Origin of the sequence: Stieleria sp. JC731 (assembly GCF_020966635.1) — a bacterium.
In the GTDB taxonomy this organism is placed as follows: Bacteria; Planctomycetota; Planctomycetia; order Pirellulales; family Pirellulaceae; genus Stieleria.
On record NZ_JAJKFQ010000002.1, the window covers coordinates 736,744 to 763,212 of the forward strand.

Below are 26,469 nucleotides of genomic sequence, written 5' to 3' on the forward strand. Positions count from 1 at the left end.
CGAATGAAATTGATCGCTTGCATGAAACTTACTGAATTACTGAACCACAGCGTTGCGGCTGACTTAGGGTGGAGAACATGTGGTACCATGAGCGGCGATCGAAGAAACACTTGTGTCATTCCTCGACGAAGCCAACTTGACGCGTCCCCATTCACTGGAGCTCCTTGCGTCAAGCATTGCTGGTGTTTGTAGTGTCGGTGTGATCGACAACGCGGCATCGACCTCTTCGGATCGATGGATGTGACGATCTGTATCCCTAATGAGGCTAATTTACCGGAAGCATCATCGCCGAAGAAACCTATGCGAGCAAAGGACCCGAACGCCCCGCGTGCGGTGTCCCGATTCTTGCAGGGTCATGCGTCAAAGCGATGAGAATGCTCAACACGACATCCCATGTGTGCGATAAGGCACGGGCAGTGGTGTACTGTCGTCATCGTTATGCCACAACACCGTGTTTATCAACACCTTGGGTTGATTTTAAACGCTTCGTCAGTGCGGCAAAGCGTCACGAGTCCCATTCGATTTGCGGCGTTTCGCCGCTATGGTCTTGTTCAGCGAGAATGCCGCTCTAAAGTCGCGGCAACATTTGCTAAACATATTGTGTTCCAGTCACAGATAACGTCGGACGTGTTAGCCGTTCCCGTTTTATCTCTATTCCCGCCAAACAGATTAGATCGTTGCGATGGAAACCAGCGGTGCCATTACCTCGGACACTGAAGAAGCTCAAGCCGATTCCTCGATGGCATCAACTGCCCATGGAGCGGGCGAGTTGGAGTCGTTCAGTTATGACGACGCGATCGTCCGCATGTTCGCGACAGCGACGATCGTTTGGGCTTTAGTCGGAACCCTCGCCGGCCTGATCGTGGCTGTGCTATTGGTCATGCCTAGCTTGACCGAAGGGATTCCCTACCTGACGTTTGCCCGATTGAGACCGCTGCATACCAACGCAGCCATCTTCGCGTTTGCGGGCAATGCGATTTTTGCCGCGGTGTATTACAGCACCCAACGTCTCTGCAAAGCACGGATGTGGAGCGATGTTCTTAGTCGGCTTCACTTCTGGGGTTGGCAGTTGATCATCGTGCTGGCCGCCGTGACGATTCCTTTCGGGATCACCCAAAGCCGCGAGTACGCTGAACTGGAATGGCCGATCGACTTGCTGATCGCAGTGGTCTGGTTGTTCATCTTCGGCGGCAACTTCTTGATGACATTGATCAAGCGACGCGAACGACACATGTACGTCGCATTGTGGTTTTACATCGCGACGATCATCACGGTCGCGGTGCTGCACGTATTCAATAACTTGTGCATTCCTGCCGGATGGTTCAAAGGCTACAGCGTTTACGCGGGTGTTCAAGACGCATTCATGCAGTGGTGGTACGGCCACAACGCGGTCGCGTTCTTCTTGACCACTCCGTTCTTGGGTTTGATGTATTACTTCTTGCCCAAAGCTGCCGACCGACCGGTCTTTAGCTACAAGCTGAGCATCATTCACTTTTGGTCACTGGTGTTTATCTACATCTGGGCCGGGCCTCACCACTTGCACTTCACCGCGCTGCCTGAATGGGCAAGCACCCTGGGGATGTTGTTCAGCGTGATGCTGTGGATGCCTAGCTGGGGCGGGATGATCAACGGCTTGTTGACCTTGCGAGGAGCGTGGCACAAAGTTGCCTCCGATCCGGTTTTGAAGTTCTTCGTGGTCGGTATCACTTTCTACGGCATGTCGACTTTCGAAGGCCCGATGTTGTCGGTGAAGTCCGTCAACGCACTGAGCCACTACACCGACTGGACGATCGCTCACGTTCACTCGGGTGCGTTGGGTTGGAATGGCTTCATGGCGTTCGGCATGCTGTACTGGCTGTTGCCACGAATTTATCAAACCAAGATTTGGAGCGATAAGCTGGTCAGCTTGCACTTCTGGACCGGCACCATCGGGATCCTGCTGTACATCATCCCGATTTACGCAGCCGGTTTGATGCAAGGCCTGATGTGGCGTGCGATGGATGAAACGGGCAACCTGATGTATCCCGATTTCGTCGAAACCGTTCAATCGATCGTCATCCTGTGGTGGATGCGAGTCCTTGGTGGGATCCTGTATGTCAGCGGCGTTTGCATGCTGTGCTGGAACACCTTGATGACTTGGTTCGCACGCCCGGCGACGTATGACGTCCCGGTCTACACCGCGCCAAAGCTGAGCAAGACCTACAGCGAACCGAAGCCTTCACGCGATACCGAATTTGATGAAGTCCCAATGTTGGACCTGGGCCGGAACATGTCCACCTGGGCCAAGATGGGATGGCACCGCCGCTGGGAACGCTTGCCGGTGACCTTTACGGTCCTTGTCACGATCGCCGTCGTCGTAGCGACTTTGTTCGAAGCGGTTCCGACGTTCTTGATTCGATCGAATATCCCAACGATCGCAACCGTCGAACCCTACACACCGCTGGAGCTTTACGGACGACACCTTTACGTCTCCGAAGGCTGCTACAACTGCCACTCGCAGATGATTCGCCCGATGGTTGCCGAAACCAAACGTTACGGCGAATACAGCAAGCCAGGTGAGTTCATTTATGACCGTCCGTTCCAATGGGGAAGCCGTCGTATCGGTCCCGACTTGGCACGTGAAGGCGGCCGCCAAAGTAGCTTCTGGCACTGGCGTCACTTCGAAAACCCGATGGAAGTTTCCCCCGGTTCGGTGATGCCTAGCTACAAGCACCTGCTGCACAACGAGCTGAAATTTGATGCCATCGCCCCGCACGTGAAGGCCGCCTGGTACCTAGGCGCACCGTACGACGATGATGCACTGAACAACACCTCCGAAGTCGCTTACAAGCAGGCCGAACGGATTGCCGCGGAAATCGTGTCCCAGGGTGGCCCGGCCAATAAAATGGATCGTCAAGCGGTTGCCTTAATCGCTTACCTACAACGGATCGGTGTCGACTTGTTCAAAACGCCCGCTCCCGAAGCAACGGCTGAAAAGGCTGATGGCGAACAAGCTCCTGCCGATGGCGAAGCCGAAACACCTGAGGGCGACGAACAGACGACGGATGCGGAAGCAGACGTCGCCGGCAACACCAGCGAGTCGAGTGCTTCGGCTGGCTGATAGGGGCGACAAACCGATTTCATCGTCGAGTCGAACTGATCATGTCGTGGACATCAACGCTGGTGTCCGATCGGTTCGCAGACTTTTGCAGCAAAATAACCATGATTCGAGACTTAGTTTCCTACCTCGATTATTCGGTCTGTGCCGAGATCGCATTGGCGCTCTTTGTGGGAACGTTCGCGATGATTACCTTCGCGGCGTTGCGTCTGAGCAAAAACGCGACAGACCGTTTCGCTTCCATTCCGCTTAGCGATCAACCCCAGGATCCCCGAAGTGAGTGACACACCGAAAACTGACCACGCCTATGATGGTATCGAAGAGTATGACAACCCTCTTCCCGGTTGGTGGAAGTGGTTGTTTATCGCCTCGATCGTCTTCAGCCCTTTCTACTGGGTGTTTTATCACAGCGGAACGAAAGGCCGTTCACTCGAAGACGCTTACAACGTTGCGTTGGCTGAAAACACCCGCTTGCAATTTGAAGAGATTGGCGAGCTAAAGCTTGATGGTCCGACGATCGCCAAGTTTATGGCCAAAGATAGTTGGGTGAAGGTTGGCGAGTCTGTCTTCCGTGCGAACTGTGTCTCTTGCCACGGACGCGACGGCGAAGGCAAAGTCGGCCCAAACCTGACCGACGACATGTACAAGAATGTTGCTCAGATCGGTGACATCGGCAGCGTGATTGCCAATGGCGCCGGCAACGGTGCGATGCCCAAATGGTCCAACCGTTTGCACATCAATGAAATCGTTCTGGTTTCCGCCTACGTTGCCAAACTGCGGGGTACCAACGTCGAAGGACGACCTGCCGAAGGACGCCAGATCCCACCATGGCCGGCTCCCGAAGCGGATGAAGAAAGCGGCGAAGACCAAGCAGAAGAGGCAGATGCGGATCAGCCAGCGTAGCTTGATCATCCTTGATTGACACATCCGGTTGAAGCGTCAACCGGTTGTGTGGCAGGACGAACAGGCTGCCGAATCAATCTGACCGTCAACCATTGCTGCCTTCAATCGGCAAGCAAACACCGGCGGCCTCGAATTGATTCCCTGTTGCTTGGGCATCCATTCAATCAACAACCTGCCAACCCAAGCCTTCCAGCATTGGTTGGCCAGCACGGTGAATGACAATGACCACCCAGCCTGCCGAAAAAAACGACGCCTTACTTGAGGCCCCTGAGCACGTTCTCAGTACGCTGGAACGTGACGGAAGTCGTCGTTGGCTGCGTCCAAAATTGGCAACCGGATACTGGTGGCAAAAACGCCGTGTGGTCGCCTATCTGTTGATGGTGATTTTTGTCGCCATCCCACACCTCAAAGTGAACGGCAAGCCGCTGATCCTGCTGGACATCGCGGCGCGTCAATTCACGATTCTTGGGCGAACCTTTCTGCCCACCGACACGCTGCTGTTAGCCCTGCTGATGCTAACCGTCTTTGTCAGCATTGTCCTGATGACGGCGGTTGCCGGACGAGTCTGGTGCGGATGGGCGTGCCCACAAACCGTTTATATGGAATTCCTCTTCCGTCCGATCGATCGGCTGTTCGAGGGAACCAAGGGTAAAGGCGGAAAGCCGCGTCGGGGTTTAAGCGGCGTGCTGCATGTTGCTCGCTTTGCAGTTTACTTTGTGTTGTGCGCGTTCTTGGCCCACACGTTTCTGGCTTACTTCGTTGGTGTCGAACGCTTGTCCGAATGGGTTCGCCGCTCACCGATCGAACACCCCATTCCGTTTTTTGTGATGGTGTTCACGGTCGGCCTAATGCTGTTTGACTTCATGTTCTTCCGCGAACAACTCTGTTTGATCGCGTGTCCCTATGGCCGCTTTCAATCGGTCATGCTGGACGAACAGTCGATGGTCGTTGCTTATGATCACGTCCGTGGCGAGCCACGCAAAAAAGGCAAACACCGTGAAGACGAAAAGGTCGGCGACTGCGTCGATTGCAATCAATGTGTTGTCGTTTGCCCCACCGGAATCGACATTCGCAAAGGGCTTCAAATGGAGTGCATCAACTGCACCCAATGTATTGACGCCTGTGATTCGGTCATGGAAAAGGTTGGCTCACCGACCGGACTGATCCGCTACAGCTCACAAGATTCGATCGCCGGCAAAGTCCGCCGTATGTTTCGTGCGCGAACAATCATTTACCCACTGATCTTGCTGGGACTTTTAACAGGACTGGTCTTTGCAATCTCGTCCAAGTCTGGTTTTGATTCACGCATCATCCGCCAAGGCGGTGCACCGTTCACATTGCTGCAAAGCTTGGACGTCTCCAATCAATTTCGCCTGCGGTTGGTCAACCGGACCGATGAAACACAAAGCTATTCGCTGTCGGCAGCTCCCGAGCTTGGGCTGGGCTTCGAAGTCATGGACCCTGACAAGATGACTTTGGAAGCTGGCGAATCACAATTGGTACCGATCAACATCACGTTTAAAAGTTCGCTGACACGCGGTGCAGGCCGCAAAGAAGTCACCGTGACGGTCAAAGACACCAGCGACAACCTGCGAGATCTCGAATTCTTTCTTTTGGGACCGAAGTAATGGACCGCACCGAAGGATCCAATAACAAACCGACTGACATCCCACCCGCTGTCGCCGAAAAACGGGCGAAGCGATTTTGGATTTCGTTGGTTGTGTTCCTGTTTATCATCCAAAGCGTCATCATGGGCTCGGTGATTCACTTGGCCATCGGTGATCCCGCGTTTGCGGTGGTGCCCAACTACCACAGCGCGGCACTGAACTGGGACGAAACACGCAAGGCAGAACTGGCCAGCGAAAGACTGGGCTGGGAGGTCTCGCTAAATGCTTCCGACGTGGCGGACCAACGCGGCATGCGAGCCCTCGAAGTTACCGTCGATGACACCAAGTCCCAGCATCCGATTGATGACTTGGCGATCAAAGGCAAGCTTTACCATCACGCGCACGCCGACCAGCCCGTCGAAATCGAATTGAAAGCTGTAGGCGAAGGGCGATACCTCGTCCTCGCACCCGCTGGGATGGCTGGACTTTGGCAATTGGAACTGGCGATCGATGGCGGTCCGGAACCGATGACCAAGTCGATCACTTTCAACGTCAAGGCAGGCTGATGAGTTCGCTCTATGTGCTCGCGACCGCTGTCATCACGGCTAGTGTCATGGGCAGCATGCACTGCGTCGGGATGTGTGGCCCGCTGGCGATTTGGGCCAGTGGCAGTGGTGATCGTGCCGGCAAAAAGACCGTTGCGACATCAACCGCCCTTTATCACGCCGGGCGGCTAACAACATACGCGATCGCTGGTGCACTGGCCGGCCTGATCGGCAGCTTGATCGACACCGGCGGAAACCTTGTCGGAATCCAAGTCGCCGCCGCACGATTCGTCGGAACCGCAATGGTTCTGATCGGCGTTTATAAATTGGTCAGTGTTTGTTGGCCCGCCTCGACATCCAAAGTCGTTTCGCCTTCGGCAGTCGGCAAAGTCTTGGTGAAACTCCGACCGTATGTTTTTCGCTTGCCGATCATCTGGCGCGGCTTCGCGACCGGTTTGCTAACGACCTTGCTGCCTTGTGGATGGCTGTATCTGTTCGCGCTGATTGCCGCAGGAACCGGATCGCCGATTGGCGGAGCGGTGGTGATGTCTGCGTTTTGGCTCGGCAGCGTTCCTGCACTGACCGCATTGGTCGCCGGTGTGCGAGTGCTCTCTCAGCGGTATGCAAGAATGATCCCCGCAGCGGCAGCGTTGTTCCTGATCACGGCGGGGCTGTTCACCGCATCGGGCCGTGGCTTCGCCGGGTTCGATGGCTTTGACGAACTTGCCTCCGAAGGAACGTTGTTAGAGCAGGTCGAGCAAACGGATGAAAAGCTTCCGCCTTGCTGCCGTGTCGAACAACAGTAAATCGTTTCGCAGACTATCTCCGTGGCGCCGCAAACCAATTCCGATTCCGCGTACCGATCGACCGGTTCACTCGATCGAAGCGAATTGCCTTGCGTGCACTGCGGCTTGCCCACGCCTTGCCATGCCGACACCGACCCGGCGAAAGTTTTCTGTTGCAACGGATGCCGCCAGGCTTATGAATTGATCCATGGCTGGGGCCTGGACGATTACTATGCCATTCGCGACCAAAACACGGTTGCCGGATCGGTCCAAGACATCTCCGCGGCCGGTTGGGAATCGTTTGACGATGAACTCTACCTAGGGTGTTCGACACCAAAAGCAAACGAAGATGGAACCATGTCGACCGAGTTGTCGGTGACCGGTTTGCACTGTGCCGCCTGTGCTTGGCTGATCGAAAACGTTGCCGCCAGGACCGATGGCTGGCTGCTCGCACGTGTCAAACTGAACCACCATACCGTTCGTGTGGTCTTTGATCCCAATCGCGTCAGACTCAGTCAGATCGCCAGGCTTACTGCCAAACTCGGCTATGGTTTAGCCCCGCTCACGTCGGAGCCTTTGGACCGATTCCGCGCCGAGAATCGATCGATGTTGATGCAAATCGCGATCGCCGGCTTCTGTGCGGCCAACGCGATGTGGATCGCCGTGGCGCTCTATGCCGGTGACGCTTATGGGGTCGAACCGGAGCACCGAATCTTTTTGCGGATCGCAGGCACAGTGCTTGGCTTGGCGTCCGTATTGATCCCAGGACGAACATTTTTTGTCAGCGCGATCGCTTCGCTTCGCACGCGGACTCCTCACATGGACTTGCCGGTTGCGTTGGGCTTGGCAGTCGGTTCGACCGTGGGGCTGTATCACGCGATCACGGATCGTGGCGAAATCTATTTCGATTCGCTGGCGATGCTTGTGTTCTTATTGTTGATCGGTCGCTGGATTCAATTCCGTCGCCAACATCACGCCGCCAGTGCGGTCGACCTTTTGCTTCGCATCACGCCTCAACACGCGCGGTTGATCAACGAAGATCAAGACGAAGGACGTTTAGTTCTGACCTCTGCACTGAAGCCTGGGCAAACGATTCGTGTGGCCGGCGGTGAAAGCATTCCAGTTGATGGGATCATCACACGAGGGCAATCGAGTATTGATCGATCGTTGTTAACCGGTGAAAGCGTGCCCGTGTCGGCAGAGGCAGGCGAGGAGGTCACCGCCGGAACGGTCAACTTATCACGGCCGATCGATATCGAAGTCACCGCGATCGGCAAGGAAAGCCGAATCGGGCAAGTGATGCAGTCCGTCGAATCGGCGATGCAGCGTCGCACGCCGATCGTCCAGCTGGCCGACCGAATCGGCGGGCTGTTTGTCGTCGTTGTCACCATATTGGCATTCGTCGCGTTTGCGATATGGATTCCACATGGCTTGAATGTGGCAACTGCCAATGCCACATCGCTACTGATCGTCGCTTGCCCTTGCGCGCTCGCCTTGGCGACTCCGCTGGCCGTTGCCGTGACGCTCGGAAGGGCCGCCAAACGAAAGATCCTGATTCGCGATGGTGATGTGTTTGCCAAACTGGCTCGCCCTGGGATCGCTTGGTTTGACAAGACCGGAACACTGACCGAAGGCAGGCCGAGAGCCGAATTGGTCTTCGGCCCGGCAAGTATCCTTTCCGATGCCGCAGCGATCGAACGAGAATGCCGCCACCCGGTCGCAGACGCCATCCTTCGTGAAGCCGATATCCATAGCCAAAGCCCAAATGGAACCGCAAGCGATGTCGAAGTCCTGACCGGTGGCGTGACCGGACAGGTCGAAGGACGATCGATCACGATCGGCAACCAAACACTGATGCAACGCCGTGAGATTTCTTTTGGTGCGGATATCGTTAGTGCGATCGAACGATGTCGCTCCGAAGGCACCTCACCGATCATCATCGCGGTCGGGTCACAAGCTTTGGCAGTGATCGGTGTCGCGGACCGGTTAAAGCCCGACGCGGTTTCGACCGTCAAGACGCTTAAGTCTCGCGGCTGGCAGGTGGGCATTCTGTCGGGAGATCATTGTGACGTGGTCCAAAACGTTGCGCGACAACTTGGCATCGCCACAGACCGTGCGAGGGGTGACCTGTCACCTGAAGACAAACTGGCGGTGGTCAGCGACAAAAAGCAGCACCCGGTTCTCATGGTCGGCGATGGCGCTAATGATGCGGCTTCGTTAGCTGCCGCGGACGTCGGAATTGCCGTCCGTGGTGGTGCGGAGGTTAGCCTACAAGCCGCCTGCGTTTTTATCGCGAGTGGCACATTACGTAGCATTGCGGAACTGTTGGACGCTTCACGATCATGCACCAAGCTGATTGGAACGGCGTTTGCGGTTTCGCTCTCCTACAATGTGTTTGCTGTCTTGTTGGCAACTTTCGGTTACATCAGCCCGCTGATCGCCGCGATCTTGATGCCGATCAGTTCAATCTCGGTCCTGTCGATCACTTTGGCATGGCCAACCTTTCGAGCGGTTGAATCATGAGTGTCCTGTTTATTGCATTACCAATCGCTTTAATGCTCGGCGGGGCAGGGCTGGCTGCGTGCTTATACTGCATTCGCGACGGTCAATACGATGACCTCGAGACACCTTCGGTGCGGATCCTCGTAGACGAGCGACGCGTCGATGATTCAAAGCGAATGTTCGAGCAATCTCATGCAGACTAATCCCACAGCGGTTAACGAAAGCGAGAGGGCGGAGTTTTCCGTCGGTGGGATCACATGCGCCAACTGCGCCAGATCCATCGAAAAGTCTCTCTCCCGCAACGGCGCCGTTCGCTCGGCCGTCGTCAATGTTGCCGGTGGACGGGTGGTCGTCGATTATGATCCGACCGAAGCGGATCGTCACACGCTTGCCGAGACGATTCGTCAAACGGGCTTCTCGGTTCAAGAAGATGAATCGTCAATCGAGACCGACTCGCATCATGTCGAACGGCGTGCGCATGTATTAATGTGGTTGGGCGTGGCGCTGACGCTTCCCCTGTTCATCCTTAGCATGGGGCGTGACTTCGGATTGTGGGGGTCGTGGGCCTCAGCAACCTGGGTGAACTACCTAATGTTTGCCATGGCGCTGCCGGTGCAATTTGTCGTCGGTGCAAAGTTTTACTCCGGTGCGTACCGTAGCCTTCGCAACGCCGTCGCAGACATGGACGTGCTCGTTGCGATGAGCACCACAGTCGCCTTTGCTTATAGCGTGGTCGTGATGATTGCCTTAGCGATGGGGAACCACCAGCTCGGACATCACGTTTACTTTGAAACGTCGGCAACGATCATCACGCTGGTCATCTTGGGTCATTGGATCGAGAGCCGTGCGCGTTCCAAAACTGGCGACGCCATCGGTGCGCTGCTGAACTTGCAATCCAAGTCCGCACGTGTGCTTCGCAACTTGCAAGAGGTTGAAATCCCGATCGATCAAGTGGTCAATGGCGATCAAGTGATCGTTCGCGCTGGCGAGAAAATCCCTGTTGACGGAACGGTCATTTCCGGCCAATCGGATGTCGACGAAAGCATGCTGACCGGTGAAAGCATTCCCGTCGCCAAACATCCCGGCAGTGGTGTGATCGGTGCGACGATGAATTGCGACGGCATGCTGACGGTTCGTGCGACCGCGGTCGGCCAGGATTCGGCGCTGGCAAAAATTGTTCGCCAAGTCAACCAAGCTCAGGCGACCAAAGCACCGATTCAGCATTTGGCCGATCAGATCTCCGCCGTCTTCGTTCCAATCGTTGTCGCCGTTTCGTTGCTCGCCTTCGGGATCTGGTTCTTCATCGTGGGTGATGCCGTTGCGGCAATCCTACGAATGATCGCCGTACTGATCATCTCTTGTCCTTGCGCGATGGGACTGGCGACGCCGCTTGCAGTCACCGTTGGCATGGGCCGCGGTGCCAAGCTAGGTGTGTTGTTCAAATCCAGTGGTGCTGTCCAGCAGGTCGGTCAAATCAACCATGTTGTGCTCGACAAGACAGGGACCGTGACCCTCGGTCAGCAGGTTGTCACCGATGTCGTCGAACTTGGCGACGGCAATCGCGAAACCTTGTTGCGATACGCGGCCGGCGCAGAACACGGCAGCGGACACCCAATCGCCAAGGCCATCGTGAAACACTGTAGCGATGCCGGGCTCGAATTCCCGATGCCTGACGATGTGCAAACCGTTGCCGGTCGCGGGATCGAAGCTCGATTAGAAAATCAAACCGTTCGCGTCGGAAGACTTGCCTACGCATTCGATAGTGTCAACGAAACGATCGAACAGCAAGCCGCAGCGATTCGCGCCCAAGCGAAAACGGTACTGGGAGTTTCCGTTGCTGGAAAACCGATCGGATTGATTGCAGTTGCCGACAAAATCAAACCGGAAGCAAAAGCCGCGATCTCGGAACTGGTCAATCAAGGTGTCGCGGTATCAATGCTGACCGGTGACAACCATGAAACGGCATCAGCGGTTGCATCAAAAGTCGGCATCAGTGATGTGATTGCCGAAGTGATGCCCGAAGACAAAACAAATCGCATCGCGAAGCTGCAAAGCGACGGACATCGCGTTGCAATGGTTGGTGATGGGATCAACGACGCTCCGGCGCTTGCAAAGGCAGACATCGGGATCGCTATCGGTACCGGAACAGACGTCGCGATCGAAGCGGCCGACGTGACACTTCTAGGCGGTGATCTTCATGGTGTGTCGCGATCGATCAAGCTGTCCAAAGCCACGATGCGAAACATCAAGCAAAACCTTTTCTGGGCTTTCGCATACAACGTCGCACTCATTCCGATTGCAGCAGGAATCCTCGCTGGATTTGAATCGGTACCGCTGTGGCTAAGAGAGCTACATCCGATTACAGCGGCGCTCGCGATGGTCGGATCGGACTTTGTGATCGTGACAAACGCGTTACGGCTGAAGCGTATAAAGCTCTAACCGAGATGCTTGCCGGTACCGCTTAAAACCAACCGTTGTCGCGGTACCACTGACTCGTTTGGTCAAGTCTTTGCTGCAATCCGATGTTGAACTGAATTCCGGTATCGCGAATTAGCTTCTGACTACTGCAAACCCAACTGCCTGCCGCTGCTTCGCGTGCCTTATCAAGGTTCAAGATGTGTGGGCGGCCACGCAGTTTGGAAATCAGCTGGTTGGCACCCGCCACAATTCGCAACGTTCTAAGCGGTATCTGAATGATTTTTGCTTGCTCTTTTCCAAGCGACCGAGCGATCATGTGCCCCAATTCGGCGTAGGTCGGCAATTCCGACAAAGTCGCAAAGTAGACTCCCGAATCGAGATCCTGTTGGGTCGCACGCTGGCCAGCTCTTGCCACCGCGATCAAACTTTCGCACAGATCATCGACATGAATGACCGAATACCGGTCCGGTTGAAATCCCGGAACCAAATGCACACCCCAACGTTGAATTCCGCGAAACATTTCAAAGCCATCTCGGTCACCGGGACCGAGGACGATGGGTGGACGCACAATCGATAGGGGCAGCTGATTGGCTAACGATCGGACAGCCTCTTCGCCAGCCAGCTTGCTTTTTCCATAGTCGGAAACCGGATGCAAGGGGTCAGCTTCCTTTCGTACATACAGGTCTTCACTGGCACCGGCTGCGGCAAGCGAAGAAACATGAACGAGAACCGGCGGCTCGTCTTGCTTAGAACATGCCAGTGCAATGTTTCGAGCACCGTGAACGTTCACCTCATCAAACTGGGACCGGTGAAGTGCCTTGGTCGTCCCGGCGAGATTGAAAACAGTGTCAATCCGGTCCATCCCAGCAAGGATACTGGTCGGTTCAGACAAGTCGCCGACAACGATTTTTACATTCAGTTTTTTGAGCGTTGTCTGATCCGAAGACTCACGGACCAAGCATGCGACGTCACAACCCATGTTGGCAAGATGTTCGACTAATCTTTGCCCAATGAATCCGGATGCCCCCGCAACCAGAACGCGATGTATCTCTCCCGTCTCGCTCATGTCAGTCGGTTTCGTCATTTTTTCATTGATGCTTCGCTTTCACTTTCGAACCGATGACGTTGTGTCATCAACGTGAGGTCCCAACCAACCGGAGACCATCGTCAAAGGACATTCAGAACGTCTCCCTGACACCGACGTTGATGATTGAGGAGCCTCGTCCGCTATCCGTTTATGAAGATTGTGCGACGATAGGGGTTTATGCCGATTGAGAGCCTAGACAGCGAAATCGACAAACCTTCTGATCGTCCGCTTTTGATGCAACAGCCCCATACTTGTTCTAGGGGCTCGGTCGATGATCCTTTCAATCGTAGAACAAAATGAACGCTAGTCTGCTGATTCAAGTTTGTGGGCTTCCACTAATTCTGTTGTTGGCGGTTTTATCGTTTGGATTGTCCATTGCGGCGATCCTGTTGTTTTTCAAAGCGAAGCAGGAAACACTGCTTGCCGCTTTTCTGCCGCTATGTTTCCTACCCGTGTTGGCAACGATTTCCGTCTGTCTGATCGACTTGCTCTCTTCGATCGACCGCATGATCGGACAGACCGATCAGGTGCGTGACTCGGCCTATTTCGTCTTCTTGTTGGCGACCAATCTGATGACCGTTCTGCTAGGACTGACCGCATCGGCAGTTCCGGCCACCATCGCGATGCTCGGTCGTTGGGCTTTGGCCTGGCAAACGAGTGGACTGCGGCTGTTCCCCGAACGGCCTGTCGATGAAGCCAACGACCAGCTTGATGCGGAAGCATGGACGAATAAAGAAGCCGACGACTATTTGGACCAATTGATCCGGCCTCGCTAACGCCCAGGTGATAAACTGATCCCTTCGGCAATCAGCCTTTGACAGACACTGCATGTCAGGACTGATCGCAATCGGTTTAGTTCTACCTCGGGACTCCGTGCCAATCTGCCCACGTATCGGATCGCCTGAGGTCACCTGTGATGTATAGCAAAATGATGCCCGCAATTGAGTCGATCCAAATCGGATCGGTCGTTTCCGAAGGTGACCCTGAAGCGAAGGACGTTACCACCCGTTTTTGGACCAGCGCATTTCGAAAACGATCGATCGACGGCCCCGTTGCTGTTGGACAACTTGGCATCGATGGCGACCATGTTGCCGATCACAAACACCATGGCGGGATCGACAAATCGATCCTGTGCTATGCCGGACAACACTACCAAGCGTGGCAAGCCGAGTATCCACACCTACAATTCGGTGGCGGCGGCTTTGGCGAAAACCTAACACTCGCAGGCATCAGTGAATCCGATGCCTGTATCGGCGACCATTGGAAAGTCGGCAACTGCGAATTTCAAATCAGCCAACCTCGACAACCTTGCTGGAAAATCTCGCGTCGCTTTCAAGACAAAACCATGACCAAAGCCGTCGCTCAGTCAGGACGCACCGGCTGGTACCTGCGTGTGCTGGCCGAAGGGGAGCTGAACATCGGAGACGAAATCGAAGTCATCCACCGCCCCAACCCCTCTTGGAGTATCGCCCGAGCCAATGATGTTTTGTTCGGACGCGAAGTCGACCGCCTAGCCGTCATCGCACTGATGAATCTGCAAGAGCTCTCATCGGAATGGAAGGATTCACTCGCCTAGTGACTGAGCTGTTTCATAAGCCCTGATCCATAAGCCCTGATCCATCAGCTCTGATCCATCAGCTCTGATCCATAAGCTCTGAACGTCACTGCAATGGGTCCGCTATATCAACCTGCTTGGTTTTCAGGTTCGATCACTCATCAAGTCGACTTCGCAAAACCAGCGTGAATGAGCGCTGCCTTCACGGAGCGAAAAGCGATAATAGAAAGTCAACAGGTTGCTCCCCATTCGCGTCGGCAACTTTGTTTTCGTAGAATCACTGCACTCTCGATTCGCCATTCGGAAACAAATTGATGCCACGACTATCGGACGACCAAATTATCAATGCTCTTCGCCTTTATCGCGAAGTTCTTGATGAAACGAAACGGTTCTATCTCGAATCCGCAGACTTAGTTCGTGGCTCCTATGCTTGGCTTGGCGAAAACCAAGACGAAGCGAATTCCTTTGCGGACCAGATGGATGACCTTCACCAAGGCTTCTTGATGAAAGTGTTTGCCGCGGTCGTTCCAGTTGCCGATGCGAAGAACATCGAACAGCGGCAGATGGGCCGAGTCCTGCTCGAACATTTGTGGGGCAAATCCGTCTTGGGTAGCCAATTGCACGAAGCGGTCGACTGGTTGATCAATGCCGCCAACGACTTTCAATGGGCCGAGCTTGTGCGTCCGTTTGCGGAACTACCTGACCTTCGTGATCATTGGGGTGAACTCGAAACACTGGCGATGCGGATGGCCAATCTGCTGACCAGTGTCGACGGAAATGTCTGTGTGGCCGACAACGCGAACATCGAAGAGATGAAACGCCAGTTCGATGAAGCCCGTGGCCGAGCCCCTGAAAAGCTAACAGCGCAGCGTGATACCGATAACGCACGCGAAGCGATTCACTGGTTGCGTGACGAAGCCAAACGCCTGCGTGGTGAAGTCGGCCCAACCGCCGGCGAAAAACCAACCCCGATGGCAAGCCCGCCTAAAAGTGAACCAGCGGGAAAGACGCGTGTTGCCAGCACACCCGAAGCAACGACAGACGATCGAACACCGGAAGAACGACTGGCCGAAGCCAGGGAGAAACTCGATCGACTAATCGGGCTTGAAAACATTAAAGACCAGATCGAAACGCTGACCAACTTTCTGGCCATGGAACGCAAGCGTCGCGAGCTTGACTTGCCGACATCACGTCCCAGCCTACATATGGCCTTTGTCGGCAATCCGGGTACCGGCAAAACCACCGTCGCTCGAATCATTGCCGAAATCTATGGTGCACTTGGCATCCTTGAAAAAGGACATCTCGTCGAAACCGACCGAAGCGGTTTGGTCGCCGAATTCGCAGGCCAAACGGGACCGAAGACCAATACGAAAATCGATGAAGCGCTCGACGGAGTTCTCTTTATCGACGAAGCGTACACCTTGATCGATGACAGCGGCCAAGACCAATACGGACGCGAAGCCGTTCAAACGTTGCTCAAGCGAATGGAAGACCAACGCGATCGTTTGGTTGTCATCCTCGCTGGCTACCCCAACGAAATGAACGCGATGATTCGTAGCAACCCTGGTTTAAGTAGCCGCGTCGGAACGACGATGCACTTTGCCGACTACGCACCGGAAGCTCTGTGCAGGATTTTCGAATTGCTTGCCGGTAAAGCCAAATACGAACTGCCAACCCAATCGCGGCGCAGACTGCTTCGCGGATTCACATACCTGTTTGCCAAACGCGACCGTCACTTTGGAAACGGGCGAACCGCTCGCAACAGTTTCGAACGCAGCGTTCGAAGACTTGCCAATCGCCTCGCACCGCTTCAAGAAGTCACGCGAGAACTGCTTACGACGTTGCAAGCCGAAGACATCGAAGTCGCCGGTGTCGAACAAGCTCACCTGAAAGCGATGGCAGACAAGCCGGGTAAAATTCGTGTCGAATGCAAAGGCGTCGCACAAGTCATCGATGACGCACTACTTGGAACCGAAGTCAACTGCCAGGAATGTGGTGAAACTTTCTTGGCCGACTGGGGTGAACCGGTCATCGAATTGGAAACGGAAACCGGCAGTAATTCATAAGACAATGATTCATCAAAAAGCAGCCGCGTTAAGCAGCCGACTATTCGCCTGCAGCGGACATTGCACCAGGCGTCGCCGGTTGTCGAAATAGATAGACCAGCCCACCGATCGAAAGTACAAAGACACAAACGCTGACCCACTGCGATATCGTGAGCGTTGTGTCGAATTGGCCCAGTTCATCGGTTCGAACGATTTCCAAGATAAATCGAACGATCGCATACGAAGCAAACCCAACCAGCATCAGGACACCAGGTTTGCTGATGAATCGTGACAGGATGCACAACAGGATACAAAGCGTTAACCCGGTGGCGCTACTGATCAGCTGAGCGGCCCGTACGGGCAATGATCGCGTTGGCAATTGATCGGGCGGCAGTTCATAGGTTTTCCCATCGATAACCATCACCCAACCAGGCACGACTTCCTCTTCAGGGATGGTTAGGTCCGCATCTTCTTTGGCGGGATAATCGAACTGACCATATTCAAATTTCTGACCGCTTTCGATTCCCAAATCGTCGGCGATCCCTCCGGTCACAACTTCACCAATGCGACCTGTCTGTGGATCGATCTGCATCCCCAGCAATTCGCCGCTACGAAGCTGTTCTTGATAGACCTTATTGAGCGGAGGAAAACGGATCGATGCCCAATCAGGCTCACAGCGTCCGCCATAGCAACAGCCATTCATCAGACAGCCCATCCGCCCAAAGAACAGTCCGATGAACAAGCATGGGATGATGGCGTCTCCGAATCGCAACAAGGGCAAACGATGACGGATATTGAATGCCAAGAAAGCCAGGAAACCACCGATGAACGATCCGTAAACGACGAGGCCGCCTTCGGTAAAGGCAATCACATTGCGAATCGTTTCGCCAATTGAGTCACCAATAAAGCTATCGCGGTATTGAATCACGAAGAACAGCCGAGCACCTGCGATCCCACCAATGAATACCCACGGCGCGAGCGAATACACCAAGTCCGGATTCAGGCCAGCCCGTCGAACGCGCACCGCGGCCAAAGAAATCGCGGCAATCAATGCGATCACCAGGAAAAATCCATAACCGCGTATCGGCAAACCGACGGGTTCGCCGACCGTGTTTCGGATCTCAATCGTTGGCAACAAACCGACAGCAATGCCAGCGACGATGCCCCAAAAGAGGCCTTCACCCAGCAGCACCTCGATAGGTGAGGCTGGTGGCTGCCGCTTTTCCGAGGCGTTTGACTTTCGGAAGACGGACAACTGATATCCCGACCATGCCAAGCGAGCGGCGAATGCAATCAAGACGATGATCAGTGCCCATCCCAGACCAAATACTGGCAACGGTCCCAATTCGTGAGGAATCAGAAATAGCGTGCGTTGCATGGATGCATTCGGAATAAAGGAGGAATTCTGCTGGCGGGCGTCAATCAAGTCTAATGGCAGGGCATCAGCACAATCACAATTTTGCCAATCGACGGGATTTCTGTGCCAAAACCAACGCGTTTTGCCCCCCGAACGTGATTGATCTGGACCGCCAATGGTCTCCTTTTCTACGCTGGAGCCTATCGATACGTCTAGGTCTAGTTGTCGTCCCCACCCGCGAAGTCGGAAAGCATGGATCGCAAACCCGCCCCGCCGAAAGTTCGTTGGATCGCCCTCTACATCGCCCAGTTCCTTGCATTGATCATGGGCGCACAAGCTTCGCGAACGGTCGAGGCTGTTGAAGCGAAGCTTGAATCGGACGCCGCAGCCGACCTTGCAGGTTCTCCAGAATTCCAGGTCACAGTCGAAATCGTCGAACTGGTTGATGGAAAATCTTATCCGATCGATCGCCACCTGATCATTTTCAAGAACGATCAAGCCTACGACTTTTCACTTGTTCAACCGATGGACGTCACCGTCATCGATTGGAAAGCCGAACAGATGGTGGTCCTATCACGCCAGAAAAGTTTGCAAAGCTCGCTTCCGATCGCAAACGTTCAGCAATCCGCCGCACAAGTGCGTGTCTACGCTAAAAAGAACGACCTGGAGTCACACTTGGGAATCGATGCGGTTGCCAAACGCTCCGCTGACGGAACCATCGAATTGTCATTTGATGATTACCACTATGCGGCGACAGGCAATACCGTCCAGTCGCCATCGCTGGCAGCACGGTTCGCCCAGTTCACCCTCGCAACCGCTCGCTTGAACTTGGCCCGCCATCGCGGCGCACCGCCATTTGCACGAATGTCATTGGCGAAAGAACTGGCGGCTAAAGGCGAACTGCCCCAAACCGTCCAACTGCAAATTGAATCCGACGGCAAGACGCGAACTTTGGTATCGCACTACACCGTCAAAGAAAAGCTAAGCCCTGAAGCCGAAGACCGCGTCCGTAAAGTCACCGAGATGATGACTCTGTATCGCGACGTGCCGATGGCCGACATGCCTTAGCATCGATCGACGAATCGCATCAACCGATGTAGGGCTGCAGTCATTGTACGAATGACAGCGTTGGCGACCCTTATTGACCAGCTTCCCCTGGGACTGCTTTCTCGGATCGAGCGAACCAAACTTCCTGGTATTCTGCGATGATTTGGCCTCGCCAATCATCACGTGTCACGGCAAGGCGATTGTCGATCACATTGGTGACACTTTTAACAAATGGCTCTGCCGCGTTTCCCAAGATAACAGAATCGGCATCACTGCTAACGGGATCACTGCTAACTGGCTTGCTGGTTCCCGTCTCATCATCACTGTATTCGTGATAGTTGAATGGCTGATTGGTGACATCCATCGAATCGTTCGGGTTAAAGCCGATCTTCGACAACTCATCAAGCGTCTTGGGGAACCGGCCCTGATTCAATTCAAATTTCCGGATGCCGATTGCGGTTTTCAAGAATCGATTCAGATTCGCATCCATCGCGACCCAAGTCGACACGCTGCGGTTCGCGATTCGTGAATTGGATCGATAGAACGGTATTTGAAGCGAAGTGTCCAACCCTTCGTTGAGCCGACGAAGGTACCGGTCGTTAAGCTCGATCCGGCTTTTAATCCCGCTGATCGTCGCCTGGTTAGGCGAGTCCATCACAGCCAGTTCATAGTCAAGTGTTGCCAGCCGAACCGATGCGGCGATTGGAAACGGAGAATCCGGATATCGCCCCACATAGTACGAATTCGATTTGCCTTGATACCAAAGAATGTGATCGTACAACTCGAAGTGTTTTGGCGGCACCAAGCCAGCTTGAGTGACATTTTCCCGAAGCACTCCGTTGAATGAATCTTCGATGGACTCAATCTGTTCAAGACTCCAATCGCTACCCGATATCGCGTAGATAAGCCTCTGCTTCAGGGCGTGCGTACGACCACCCACGTGCTCTCGCAGAGCATACCCAAGCGTCTTGATCGCCTGGTCATACTGCTTGTGTTCAAGTTCATAATTGAACTTTGAGTTGAAGAACGCACCAGTCGAAAAGATATTCTCGGGGTGATTCGGAAAATCCAAACGTTCCAGTAGCGGCTCGGCACGCTGGAAGATTTCTTCGTAGTAGCTGTCCATTTCAAACTCAACGCCCGCTGTCGTAGCATCTTTCACGAGTGAGTCGATGTATTCGAGTTCGTAGCTAAGCGTTCTCAACGCGATTTCGGTCTGATGCCGATCAATCGACGGTTCCTTGAACTCCGCTTGTTTTGTTTGCGGATAAGTTGCCAGCAGCTTGCGTTTCGCGGTTTCCCCAAGTGGGTCTTCCAAAACTTCGGCAGGAAATAGGTTCGCAAGCTTTGCATCGATCGCGGCATCGTTTCGTGACCACTTGAACGCCGCTGTCGCGACAAAGGCCACCAATAAAATCACGGGTGTGATCACAATAGCCAAATACGTCCGGTCTCGGTCATTCGTCAAAAGCATTGTATTCATGGCTTACTCCTGTCCGTTTGTATTTGGTTTCGCTGGCGAATCTGCATTCAATTTTGTCGACACGACATCACCGGTTAAAAGCGCCCGTGGGTCTTGGTATTCCCAATCCAGTCCCCATAGACGCGAGGGTGCAAAATTCCCATAGCTGTTGAGGTCTAGCAGGCGAATCGCAGGAGTGGACCGAACCGAGGGGCTGTAGTTGCTCGCCTCGAAAGCAATCGTTGAATCGACAAGTTGGTGAAGTTTTCGAAGCCACTGAATGTCATTGCTGCGTCGCTTAGAAGCTTCGATACCGTCCAGTAGCGTCAAGACAACTGCTTGCTCTCGTCGAGGCTGACTCCAGTTGACCAAAGCCGCATACTTTTCTTCGTAGAAGCCAGTCCTGAAGGGTTGCTGATAGTTATCCGGATCCCAGACTGATCTTCCCCAAGCGAGCAAAACAGATCGTCGGCGGGCCTCCGCTCGGCTCTCCGGTGTGCCGATTGACGCGACAACCGCTTGCACAGCATCCGCGTTTTGTTGTTCACGAATCGCTTCGGAAGCCAAGACATCCAACAGCATGACTTCCAACCGATCCGCCCATTCTTGGCTAGTCATGAAACTGCTAGCTCGCATTGACTTCAGTAGCTTCGCCGAAGATTCCAACCAAACTGCAAACTCCGACCAAGTGCTGGGATCAGCTTCCCAAGTTTGACGGCTTAGAGTGAATAGACCGTACCACCTTTCGAAATTTCCATTGGTGAACCCTGCCCGCATCTGCTCACCGGGCTGGACATTCAATGGCTCGACAATCTTTTCAGGGCGATACTCGAATGATTCGGCTTGCTTGATCAAACTCTCGGCGCTAACCATCAGATGCTGTTCCAAGTAATCACGGTTGAAATCAATATCCAGGTAAACCTCTGGCGCTTCGCTCATCTCCACTAAACGGGCTTCGCTAAGCAGATCGCGATGTTGCTGCGCCGTCATGGCCGGAATCGACATGACATAGCTATAGGCAGTGAAGACTGGCAGGCCGATTATGGTTGCGATCACACCGGCCCCAACAAGGAATGTCCACGGTCGATCGCGGCCGTCCATGTATCGATTCATCATCCCAAAGCTTGCGACCATCGGTGCAACGAGACACACCAGCATCCCCCAAACCGGAAAACCTCCGCTGACAAACATCGAACAGACCCACCCCACCGCAGCCCAAGCCAAAATGGGAGCGATGATGACGGACAGGATCAAGGTCCGGAAAATTTGACTGATCCACTGCGAGACGGAATACGCCATCGCGGTAAAGAACAACATCGTTACCAACGAGGGTGATCCATTGGCACCGTCCCATCCCCAATGCTGCACCTTCATGTTCCAGAACGCATAGATCAGCAACACCGTCGACAGAATCGCGATGGGGATTCCGTGTAGCGCGATATAAGCTCGCTGCCAGGAAACGCCGCGGTCGGCCAGAAAACGCAAACGCTCTGATGACCCATCGTGCTTAAAGACACAGACGCCCAGCCAAGAAACCGCAACGGCAGCAATCAAAATCAAAAATGGAACAACCGCAGTGGCGGTGCCCCTGGGTGAGCCGTCGGAGATTTCGACCATCGCAAAACCACCGAGCACAAACATCGCGGCGATGACCAACCAAGTTCCGCGAGCGGAATGCAGGCTTTGCCAAATGATGGGAGCAACCTGGGTTTCAAACCGTGGAACACTCGCAGCGGTCGCCGAGGATCGGCCCAGTTCCAAACTTTTGATCTTGGGTGCCGGTTTCGCCCCCAAAGTCCTCGACGCCGCACGCAGCGACAGAGGAAGCATCACACAAACGCCTGCGCTCGTAAACAAAAATGACCACCAATCCGATTCTCGTGCCAAGAACGGTCGGCCAATCAATTCGCTGGTCAACGCTACCGAAATAAACGGACTGAATGCGATCACGATCAGCAGAAGCAACGCGTAGAACTGATTCTCCAGACGCCAGGAAACATAGAAACCGACCAGTAGCACAAAAAGCGAATGGATGAGCCAAACCGGGCCGGAACCGCCACCTTGATGCTGGCCTTGCGGAAATCCCAAATTCCATGGCGAAGTCCCATGCAAAATCGCCTTCATTAGAAAAAAGAAAGCCCACATGATGGCCAGGCCGGCAAGCGACACCAAGAACTTTGTCACCGCCATTCGGAGCGGTGAAATTGGCAACAGTGTTAGCCACTCGATCGTACGCTGAGCCCGTTCCTGCCCAACTAGCAGAGGCCCCGCACCCGTGGCGAACAGCCCGGGGATCGCCAGCAACATCGCATCCTTCGGGATTTTGATATTCAGTAGCGAATCGCCTACGAAGTCAAAGAACAGCATCAGCAAGGCAACCGCGACGAGCATTACCAGCAAGGGTGCCAGCTGTCGTGATTCCTTCCACCAAAACCAAGCCGTCGAAGAGGGTTCGTGATTGGTACGAATCGTCGTCTCGGCGGTCGTCACTTGAGTGGCCATTTCGATTCTCAATCGGTGCGTTGATAAGTTCAACAACGTCGTTCGTTTGGATGAAGCGACGTTGGTCGTTTTGTTGATCGTCGGGAACCGCGAGCTAGTGCTGCGGGTGTGGGGAAGTGGGAACTGGGCAACACATCAGCCGCTACGGGTTAGCGTACGGTTAGTTGTGTGACCATGATTTAGTTCTGCGTGGGAACCGCGAGCTGGCGCTCTGCGGCTGATGGATGTAGGAGTCGGACCAGCACATCAGCCGCTACGCGCTAGCGTGCGGTTATCTGTGTGACCATGAATCAGTTCTGCGTGGGAACCGCGAGCTGGCGCTCTGCGGCTGATGGATGTAGGAGTCGGGGCAACACATCAGCCGCTACGCGCCAGCGTGCGGTTATCTGCGTAACCATGGATCAGTTCTGTTTGGTAACCGCGAGCTAACGCTCTGCGGCTGATTCTTTCGGTTGATTTTTGTGGCTGGTTAGGCGACTTGTTCTAGTGACGGGCTTGTGGACGTGCAGGCGACGAAAATCTCTTCCAATGTTGCCAGTCGGCAGCGAACGTCGGTCACCCCCGGCGTTGATTTCAACGCGTCCACCATCTCATTTTCCAAATTCCGAACGAACATTTGCCGTGACCTGCCTTGCGTTTCTTCCATCAAGATTTCGGCCGGTTCGTTTAGTTTCGAAATCGCTCGTAGCGGATCGTCGGTGTCGATGATGACTTGATGGATCGACTCACGAATCTCGTTCAAGTCACCCATGATTCGAATCCGTCCGTGATGCAAAATCGCGATCGTATCGGCAACCCGCTCCACTTCACTAATTTGGTGACTCGACAAAAATACGGTTCTACCGGTCGCGGCCCGATCGATCATCGATTCAAGAAAGTTGCGTCGAACCTTGGGGTCTAGTCCGCTCGTCGGTTCGTCCATAATCAACAGCGAAGGATCATGGGCAAGCGCGAGCGACAAGGCGACTTTGGCACGCTGACCTTTCGATAGGTGACGAATCTTTTGCTCGGGCTGAATCTCGTACCGGCGGATCATTGACTGATACGTTGGTAGAAAACTGTTGTCGTAAAACGATGCCGTGAATCCACCGATCTGTGCGACGGTCATCCAGTCGTACAGTGCCGGGGCATCAGAGACGTAGCCGATCTGCTTTCGCACCGCCTGAGGATTGCTTTGTGGATCGATCCCACAGACAGTGCAAGACCCGCGAGTCGGGCGTTGAAACCCGGTCAAGATCCGAATCATCGTTGTCTTGCCGGCTCCGTTTTCACCGAGCAAGGCGAAGACCGTTCCGGGCCTAATTTGCAAATCGACATCGGTCAGCGCTTCGCAACGACGGAAGTGCATCGTCAATGCCCGTGTCGAAATCACCGGTTGCATTGAATCGCCATTTTCAGAAGAGGTACTCATATCAGTTGACTCCACTATGCGTCTTCAGAATGACCATTGTCGCCCGCTTCGGATGCCGTCGTTAATACGGACGGCTCCGTCTCGCATATCTCACGCAAGTGGGCGTCAACAAACATCTTGATCTGCTTCTTGGTTAACCCGGCATTCCAGGCTTCCGATAGCACCGCGCCGATCCGTTCATCCAAGACCGACTCGCGTTCTTGGCGACAAGATTCGACTGCGTCGTCGCGTACGATCATGCCTCGACCACGAAGCGATTCGATCACGCCATCAGCTTGAAGCTGGTTGAAAGCGCGTGCGACAGTATTGGGATTGAGTGCGACTTGATTACTGAGCACGCGAACACTGGGCAAAAGCTGCCCGGGGCGAAGCGTGCCAGCTGCGATCGCGAACTTCACCTGCCGCACAAGCTGCAAGTAAATCGCGACGTCGCTTTGGACATCGATCGAAAAAAACATGACCGGACCTGAGTATTGAGATCAGCGAACCAGTGTGATATTTAGATAGTACAGTGGTTCGGTAGTTCGGTCAACAAAATTTAGACAGATTTTCTAAGAAGCGAAATCGGCGCAGCAACGCACCTGGATTCGCCACAACGCTGAGCATGACGCTGAACAACGCCAGCTGGCATCTGCGCAGGAAGATCCGCATCACGATGCGTGCGACCGAAGAGGATCGCAAAACATAAAAAGCTGCAAGCTGACTATGCCAACACGTCGTCGATCACATATCCGTGAACGTCGGTTAAACGACGGTTCAGTCCGTTGTGATACCAAGTCAACTTTTCGTGGTCATAGCCAAGCAAGTGCATCACGGTCGCGTAAAAGTCCCATACCGTTGTCGGGTTCACTTCGGCGCGACGACCGAAATCGTCCGTCGCACCATAACTGACGCCGCCTTTGACGCCGGCGCCCATCATCCAGCATGTAAATCCATCTGGATTGTGATCGCGTCCGACAGTGCCTTGCTGGTGAGTTGGCATCCGACCGAATTCGGTTGTCCACAACACCAATGTGTCTTCAAGCAAACCGGTGCGTTTCAAATCGCTCAGCAGCGCCGCTGTCGGCTGATCAAAGATCGGACAATGCCGCTCGTAGTCGGCCTTTAAGGTTTTGTGAGCGTCCCAGTTCAGCAACCCATCAACACCACTCGCTCGCGATGCACAGTACAGATTGACATAGCGAACACCACGCTCGAGCAATCGCCTAGCGAGCAAACAGTTGCGGGCGTAGGCGGACTTCAATTGATTCGGGTCGTCTGTCCCATACAGTCGATGGGTTTCGCTGGACTCATCTTGCAAGTCAGACACTTCCGGTGCTGACAGCTGCATCCTCGCGGCCAAGGCATAAGCTTCCACCCGGGCCTGCAGCTCACTTTCGGCAGGATTGGCTGCGGCGAAACGCTGATTCATTCGGCCAAGCAACCGCCGTGTGTCGGCGTCAACTTCGGCAGCGATCGAATCGGGTCGCGTTAGATTTCGAATCGGCAATTGGTCGCTTAACGTGATCGCTTGATACTTGGCCGGCAAGAATCCGTTGGACCAATTCGCCTTGCCGTTTGGCGGCTCACCACGGATATCGGGAATGGCAACGTAGGCAGGCAAGTTCTCGTTTTCGCTTCCGAGTGCATAGCTGACCCAAGAACCGGCGCCGGGGAATCCCTCTGTATCATGACCGGTATTCATGAACACACAGCCAGGACCATGGGTATTCGTCTTGCTGTGCAGCGAATGAATGAAAGCGATGTCATCAACATGGGCAGCCATGTGTGGGAGCATCGAACTGATCGCTTTACCCGACTGTCCACTGGGCTTGAACGGCCAAGGGCTTTGCATCAAGTTCCCGTTCTTGCCTTGGAAGGAAACGAAGTTCTCTTCGCCCGGCATCGGTTGCCCATTCATCTTTTCCAGCATGGGCTTGTGTTCCCACAAATCCATGTGAGACGCTGCCCCAGGACAAAAGATCTGCAAGACTCGCTTGGCTTTGGCCGAATGGTGTGGAGCCACCTGGCCTGCTGGTGAAGCCGCCGACGCAGTCCTACCGAGCAGATCGACTAGCCCGACTCCTGCGAGTCCGCTTACCACGTTCCCCAGAAACTGACGTCTCGCTTTCGATTGCAAATCCATAGTTGGCTCGATCAAAGAAAA

The 26,469-nt window shown here is 54.3% G+C and carries 20 protein-coding genes; 13 read left to right on the forward strand and 7 right to left on the reverse strand.

Annotated features, from left to right (window positions below):
• The first annotated feature begins 739 nt into the window (after window positions 1–739).
• The 9 genes from ccoN to LOC67_RS08525 all read left to right on the forward strand — a co-directional run bounded on the left by ccoN (window position 740) and on the right by LOC67_RS08525 (window position 11,878).
• A complete protein-coding gene (gene ccoN, locus LOC67_RS08485; protein ID WP_230262616.1) occupies window positions 740–3,100 on the forward strand; it encodes a cytochrome-c oxidase, cbb3-type subunit I in 2,361 nt (786 codons plus the stop codon).
• Window positions 3,101–3,201: 101 nt separating this feature from the next.
• Window positions 3,202–3,381 (forward strand): hypothetical protein, encoded by a 180-nt coding sequence (locus LOC67_RS08490; RefSeq protein ID WP_230262160.1) that lies wholly within the window; start codon window positions 3,202–3,204, stop codon window positions 3,379–3,381.
• The gene (locus LOC67_RS27540) at window positions 3,374–4,000 is read left to right on the forward strand and encodes a cbb3-type cytochrome c oxidase N-terminal domain-containing protein (protein WP_230262161.1); all 627 of its coding nucleotides are present in this window, start codon (window positions 3,374–3,376) and stop codon (window positions 3,998–4,000) included. Before LOC67_RS08490 ends, LOC67_RS27540 begins: the two co-directional genes overlap by 8 nt.
• Window positions 4,001–4,221: 221 nt before the next feature.
• The gene (ccoG, locus tag LOC67_RS08500) at window positions 4,222–5,628 is read left to right on the forward strand and encodes a cytochrome c oxidase accessory protein CcoG (RefSeq protein WP_230262162.1); all 1,407 of its coding nucleotides are present in this window, start codon (window positions 4,222–4,224) and stop codon (window positions 5,626–5,628) included.
• Window positions 5,628–6,173, forward strand: coding sequence for a FixH family protein (locus tag LOC67_RS08505; protein ID WP_230262163.1), 546 nt, complete (start codon window positions 5,628–5,630; stop codon window positions 6,171–6,173). The genes ccoG and LOC67_RS08505 overlap by 1 nt, the downstream gene beginning before the upstream one ends.
• Entirely contained in the window at window positions 6,173–6,958 is a 786-nt protein-coding gene (locus tag LOC67_RS08510; protein ID WP_230262164.1) for a sulfite exporter TauE/SafE family protein, read from the forward strand. Before LOC67_RS08505 ends, LOC67_RS08510 begins: the two co-directional genes overlap by 1 nt.
• 21 nt (window positions 6,959–6,979) lie before the next feature.
• Complete coding sequence (locus tag LOC67_RS08515; protein WP_230262165.1) at window positions 6,980–9,460, forward strand: heavy metal translocating P-type ATPase; 2,481 nt, start codon at window positions 6,980–6,982, stop codon at window positions 9,458–9,460.
• Complete coding sequence (gene ccoS, locus LOC67_RS08520; protein ID WP_230262166.1) at window positions 9,457–9,642, forward strand: cbb3-type cytochrome oxidase assembly protein CcoS; 186 nt, start codon at window positions 9,457–9,459, stop codon at window positions 9,640–9,642. Before LOC67_RS08515 ends, ccoS begins: the two co-directional genes overlap by 4 nt.
• Window positions 9,632–11,878 carry a heavy metal translocating P-type ATPase gene (locus LOC67_RS08525; RefSeq protein WP_230262167.1) on the forward strand — a complete coding sequence of 749 codons (2,247 nt, stop codon included), beginning with the start codon at window positions 9,632–9,634 and terminating at the stop codon, window positions 11,876–11,878. The genes ccoS and LOC67_RS08525 overlap by 11 nt, the downstream gene beginning before the upstream one ends.
• Window positions 11,879–11,900: 22 nt before the next feature.
• On the opposite strand, the gene LOC67_RS08530 is transcribed toward LOC67_RS08525, so the two are convergent.
• Complete coding sequence (locus LOC67_RS08530; protein ID WP_230262168.1) at window positions 11,901–12,941, reverse strand: NAD-dependent epimerase/dehydratase family protein; 1,041 nt, start codon at window positions 12,939–12,941, stop codon at window positions 11,901–11,903.
• Between the two features lie 299 nt (window positions 12,942–13,240).
• On the opposite strand from LOC67_RS08530, the gene LOC67_RS08535 reads away from it, so the two are divergent.
• From LOC67_RS08535 to LOC67_RS08545, 3 genes are all read left to right on the forward strand, one after another.
• Window positions 13,241–13,720, forward strand: coding sequence for a hypothetical protein (locus LOC67_RS08535; RefSeq protein WP_230262169.1), 480 nt, complete (start codon window positions 13,241–13,243; stop codon window positions 13,718–13,720).
• 152 nt (window positions 13,721–13,872) lie between these two features.
• Complete coding sequence (locus tag LOC67_RS08540; RefSeq protein WP_230262170.1) at window positions 13,873–14,520, forward strand: MOSC domain-containing protein; 648 nt, start codon at window positions 13,873–13,875, stop codon at window positions 14,518–14,520.
• Between the two features lie 293 nt (window positions 14,521–14,813).
• Window positions 14,814–16,565: an AAA family ATPase gene (locus LOC67_RS08545; RefSeq protein ID WP_230262171.1), complete on the forward strand. Its 1,752-nt coding sequence runs from the start codon at window positions 14,814–14,816 to the stop codon at window positions 16,563–16,565.
• 40 nt (window positions 16,566–16,605) lie between these two features.
• On the opposite strand, the gene LOC67_RS08550 is transcribed toward LOC67_RS08545, so the two are convergent.
• Window positions 16,606–17,922 (reverse strand): prolipoprotein diacylglyceryl transferase, encoded by a 1,317-nt coding sequence (locus LOC67_RS08550; RefSeq protein ID WP_230262172.1) that lies wholly within the window; start codon window positions 17,920–17,922, stop codon window positions 16,606–16,608.
• A gap of 231 nt (window positions 17,923–18,153) precedes the next feature.
• On the opposite strand from LOC67_RS08550, the gene LOC67_RS08555 reads away from it, so the two are divergent.
• Complete coding sequence (locus LOC67_RS08555) at window positions 18,154–18,969, forward strand: hypothetical protein (RefSeq protein WP_230262173.1); 816 nt, start codon at window positions 18,154–18,156, stop codon at window positions 18,967–18,969.
• A gap of 70 nt (window positions 18,970–19,039) precedes the next feature.
• Here LOC67_RS08555 and LOC67_RS08560 read toward each other — a convergent pair whose 3' ends face one another.
• From LOC67_RS08560 to LOC67_RS08580, 5 genes are all read right to left on the reverse strand, one after another.
• Window positions 19,040–20,431, reverse strand: coding sequence for a hypothetical protein (locus tag LOC67_RS08560; RefSeq protein ID WP_230262174.1), 1,392 nt, complete (start codon window positions 20,429–20,431; stop codon window positions 19,040–19,042).
• Between the two features lie 3 nt (window positions 20,432–20,434).
• Window positions 20,435–22,912, reverse strand: coding sequence for a hypothetical protein (locus tag LOC67_RS08565; RefSeq protein WP_230262175.1), 2,478 nt, complete (start codon window positions 22,910–22,912; stop codon window positions 20,435–20,437).
• Window positions 22,913–23,381: 469 nt separating this feature from the next.
• Window positions 23,382–24,293: an ABC transporter ATP-binding protein gene (locus LOC67_RS08570; protein WP_230262617.1), complete on the reverse strand. Its 912-nt coding sequence runs from the start codon at window positions 24,291–24,293 to the stop codon at window positions 23,382–23,384.
• Window positions 24,294–24,337: 44 nt separating this feature from the next.
• A complete protein-coding gene (locus tag LOC67_RS08575) occupies window positions 24,338–24,781 on the reverse strand; it encodes a GntR family transcriptional regulator (RefSeq protein ID WP_230262176.1) in 444 nt (147 codons plus the stop codon).
• Window positions 24,782–25,026: 245 nt separating this feature from the next.
• Window positions 25,027–26,448: a DUF1501 domain-containing protein gene (locus LOC67_RS08580; protein WP_230262177.1), complete on the reverse strand. Its 1,422-nt coding sequence runs from the start codon at window positions 26,446–26,448 to the stop codon at window positions 25,027–25,029.
• Between the last annotated feature and the right edge of the window lie 21 nt (window positions 26,449–26,469).

Excerpts from the sequence above, each read along its gene's own strand:
- ccoN (WP_230262616.1), top strand. The coding sequence starts at position 740 with ATGGCATCAACTGCCCATGGAGCGGGCGAGTTGGAGTCGTTCAGTTAT.
- LOC67_RS08490 (WP_230262160.1), top strand. The coding sequence starts at position 3,202 with ATGATTCGAGACTTAGTTTCCTACCTCGATTATTCGGTCTGTGCCGAG.
- ccoG (WP_230262162.1), top strand. The coding sequence starts at position 4,222 with ATGACCACCCAGCCTGCCGAAAAAAACGACGCCTTACTTGAGGCCCCT.
- LOC67_RS08505 (WP_230262163.1), top strand. The coding sequence starts at position 5,628 with ATGGACCGCACCGAAGGATCCAATAACAAACCGACTGACATCCCACCC.
- LOC67_RS08510 (WP_230262164.1), top strand. The coding sequence starts at position 6,173 with ATGAGTTCGCTCTATGTGCTCGCGACCGCTGTCATCACGGCTAGTGTC.
- ccoS (WP_230262166.1), top strand. The coding sequence starts at position 9,457 with ATGAGTGTCCTGTTTATTGCATTACCAATCGCTTTAATGCTCGGCGGG.
- LOC67_RS08525 (WP_230262167.1), top strand. The coding sequence starts at position 9,632 with ATGCAGACTAATCCCACAGCGGTTAACGAAAGCGAGAGGGCGGAGTTT.
- LOC67_RS08530 (WP_230262168.1), bottom strand. The coding sequence starts at position 12,941 with ATGACGAAACCGACTGACATGAGCGAGACGGGAGAGATACATCGCGTT.
- LOC67_RS08535 (WP_230262169.1), top strand. The coding sequence starts at position 13,241 with ATGAACGCTAGTCTGCTGATTCAAGTTTGTGGGCTTCCACTAATTCTG.
- LOC67_RS08540 (WP_230262170.1), top strand. The coding sequence starts at position 13,873 with ATGATGCCCGCAATTGAGTCGATCCAAATCGGATCGGTCGTTTCCGAA.
- LOC67_RS08545 (WP_230262171.1), top strand. The coding sequence starts at position 14,814 with ATGCCACGACTATCGGACGACCAAATTATCAATGCTCTTCGCCTTTAT.
- LOC67_RS08550 (WP_230262172.1), bottom strand. The coding sequence starts at position 17,922 with ATGCAACGCACGCTATTTCTGATTCCTCACGAATTGGGACCGTTGCCA.
- LOC67_RS08555 (WP_230262173.1), top strand. The coding sequence starts at position 18,154 with ATGGATCGCAAACCCGCCCCGCCGAAAGTTCGTTGGATCGCCCTCTAC.
- LOC67_RS08560 (WP_230262174.1), bottom strand. The coding sequence starts at position 20,431 with ATGAATACAATGCTTTTGACGAATGACCGAGACCGGACGTATTTGGCT.
- LOC67_RS08565 (WP_230262175.1), bottom strand. The coding sequence starts at position 22,912 with ATGGCCACTCAAGTGACGACCGCCGAGACGACGATTCGTACCAATCAC.
- LOC67_RS08570 (WP_230262617.1), bottom strand. The coding sequence starts at position 24,293 with ATGCAACCGGTGATTTCGACACGGGCATTGACGATGCACTTCCGTCGT.
- LOC67_RS08575 (WP_230262176.1), bottom strand. The coding sequence starts at position 24,781 with ATGTTTTTTTCGATCGATGTCCAAAGCGACGTCGCGATTTACTTGCAG.
- LOC67_RS08580 (WP_230262177.1), bottom strand. The coding sequence starts at position 26,448 with ATGGATTTGCAATCGAAAGCGAGACGTCAGTTTCTGGGGAACGTGGTA.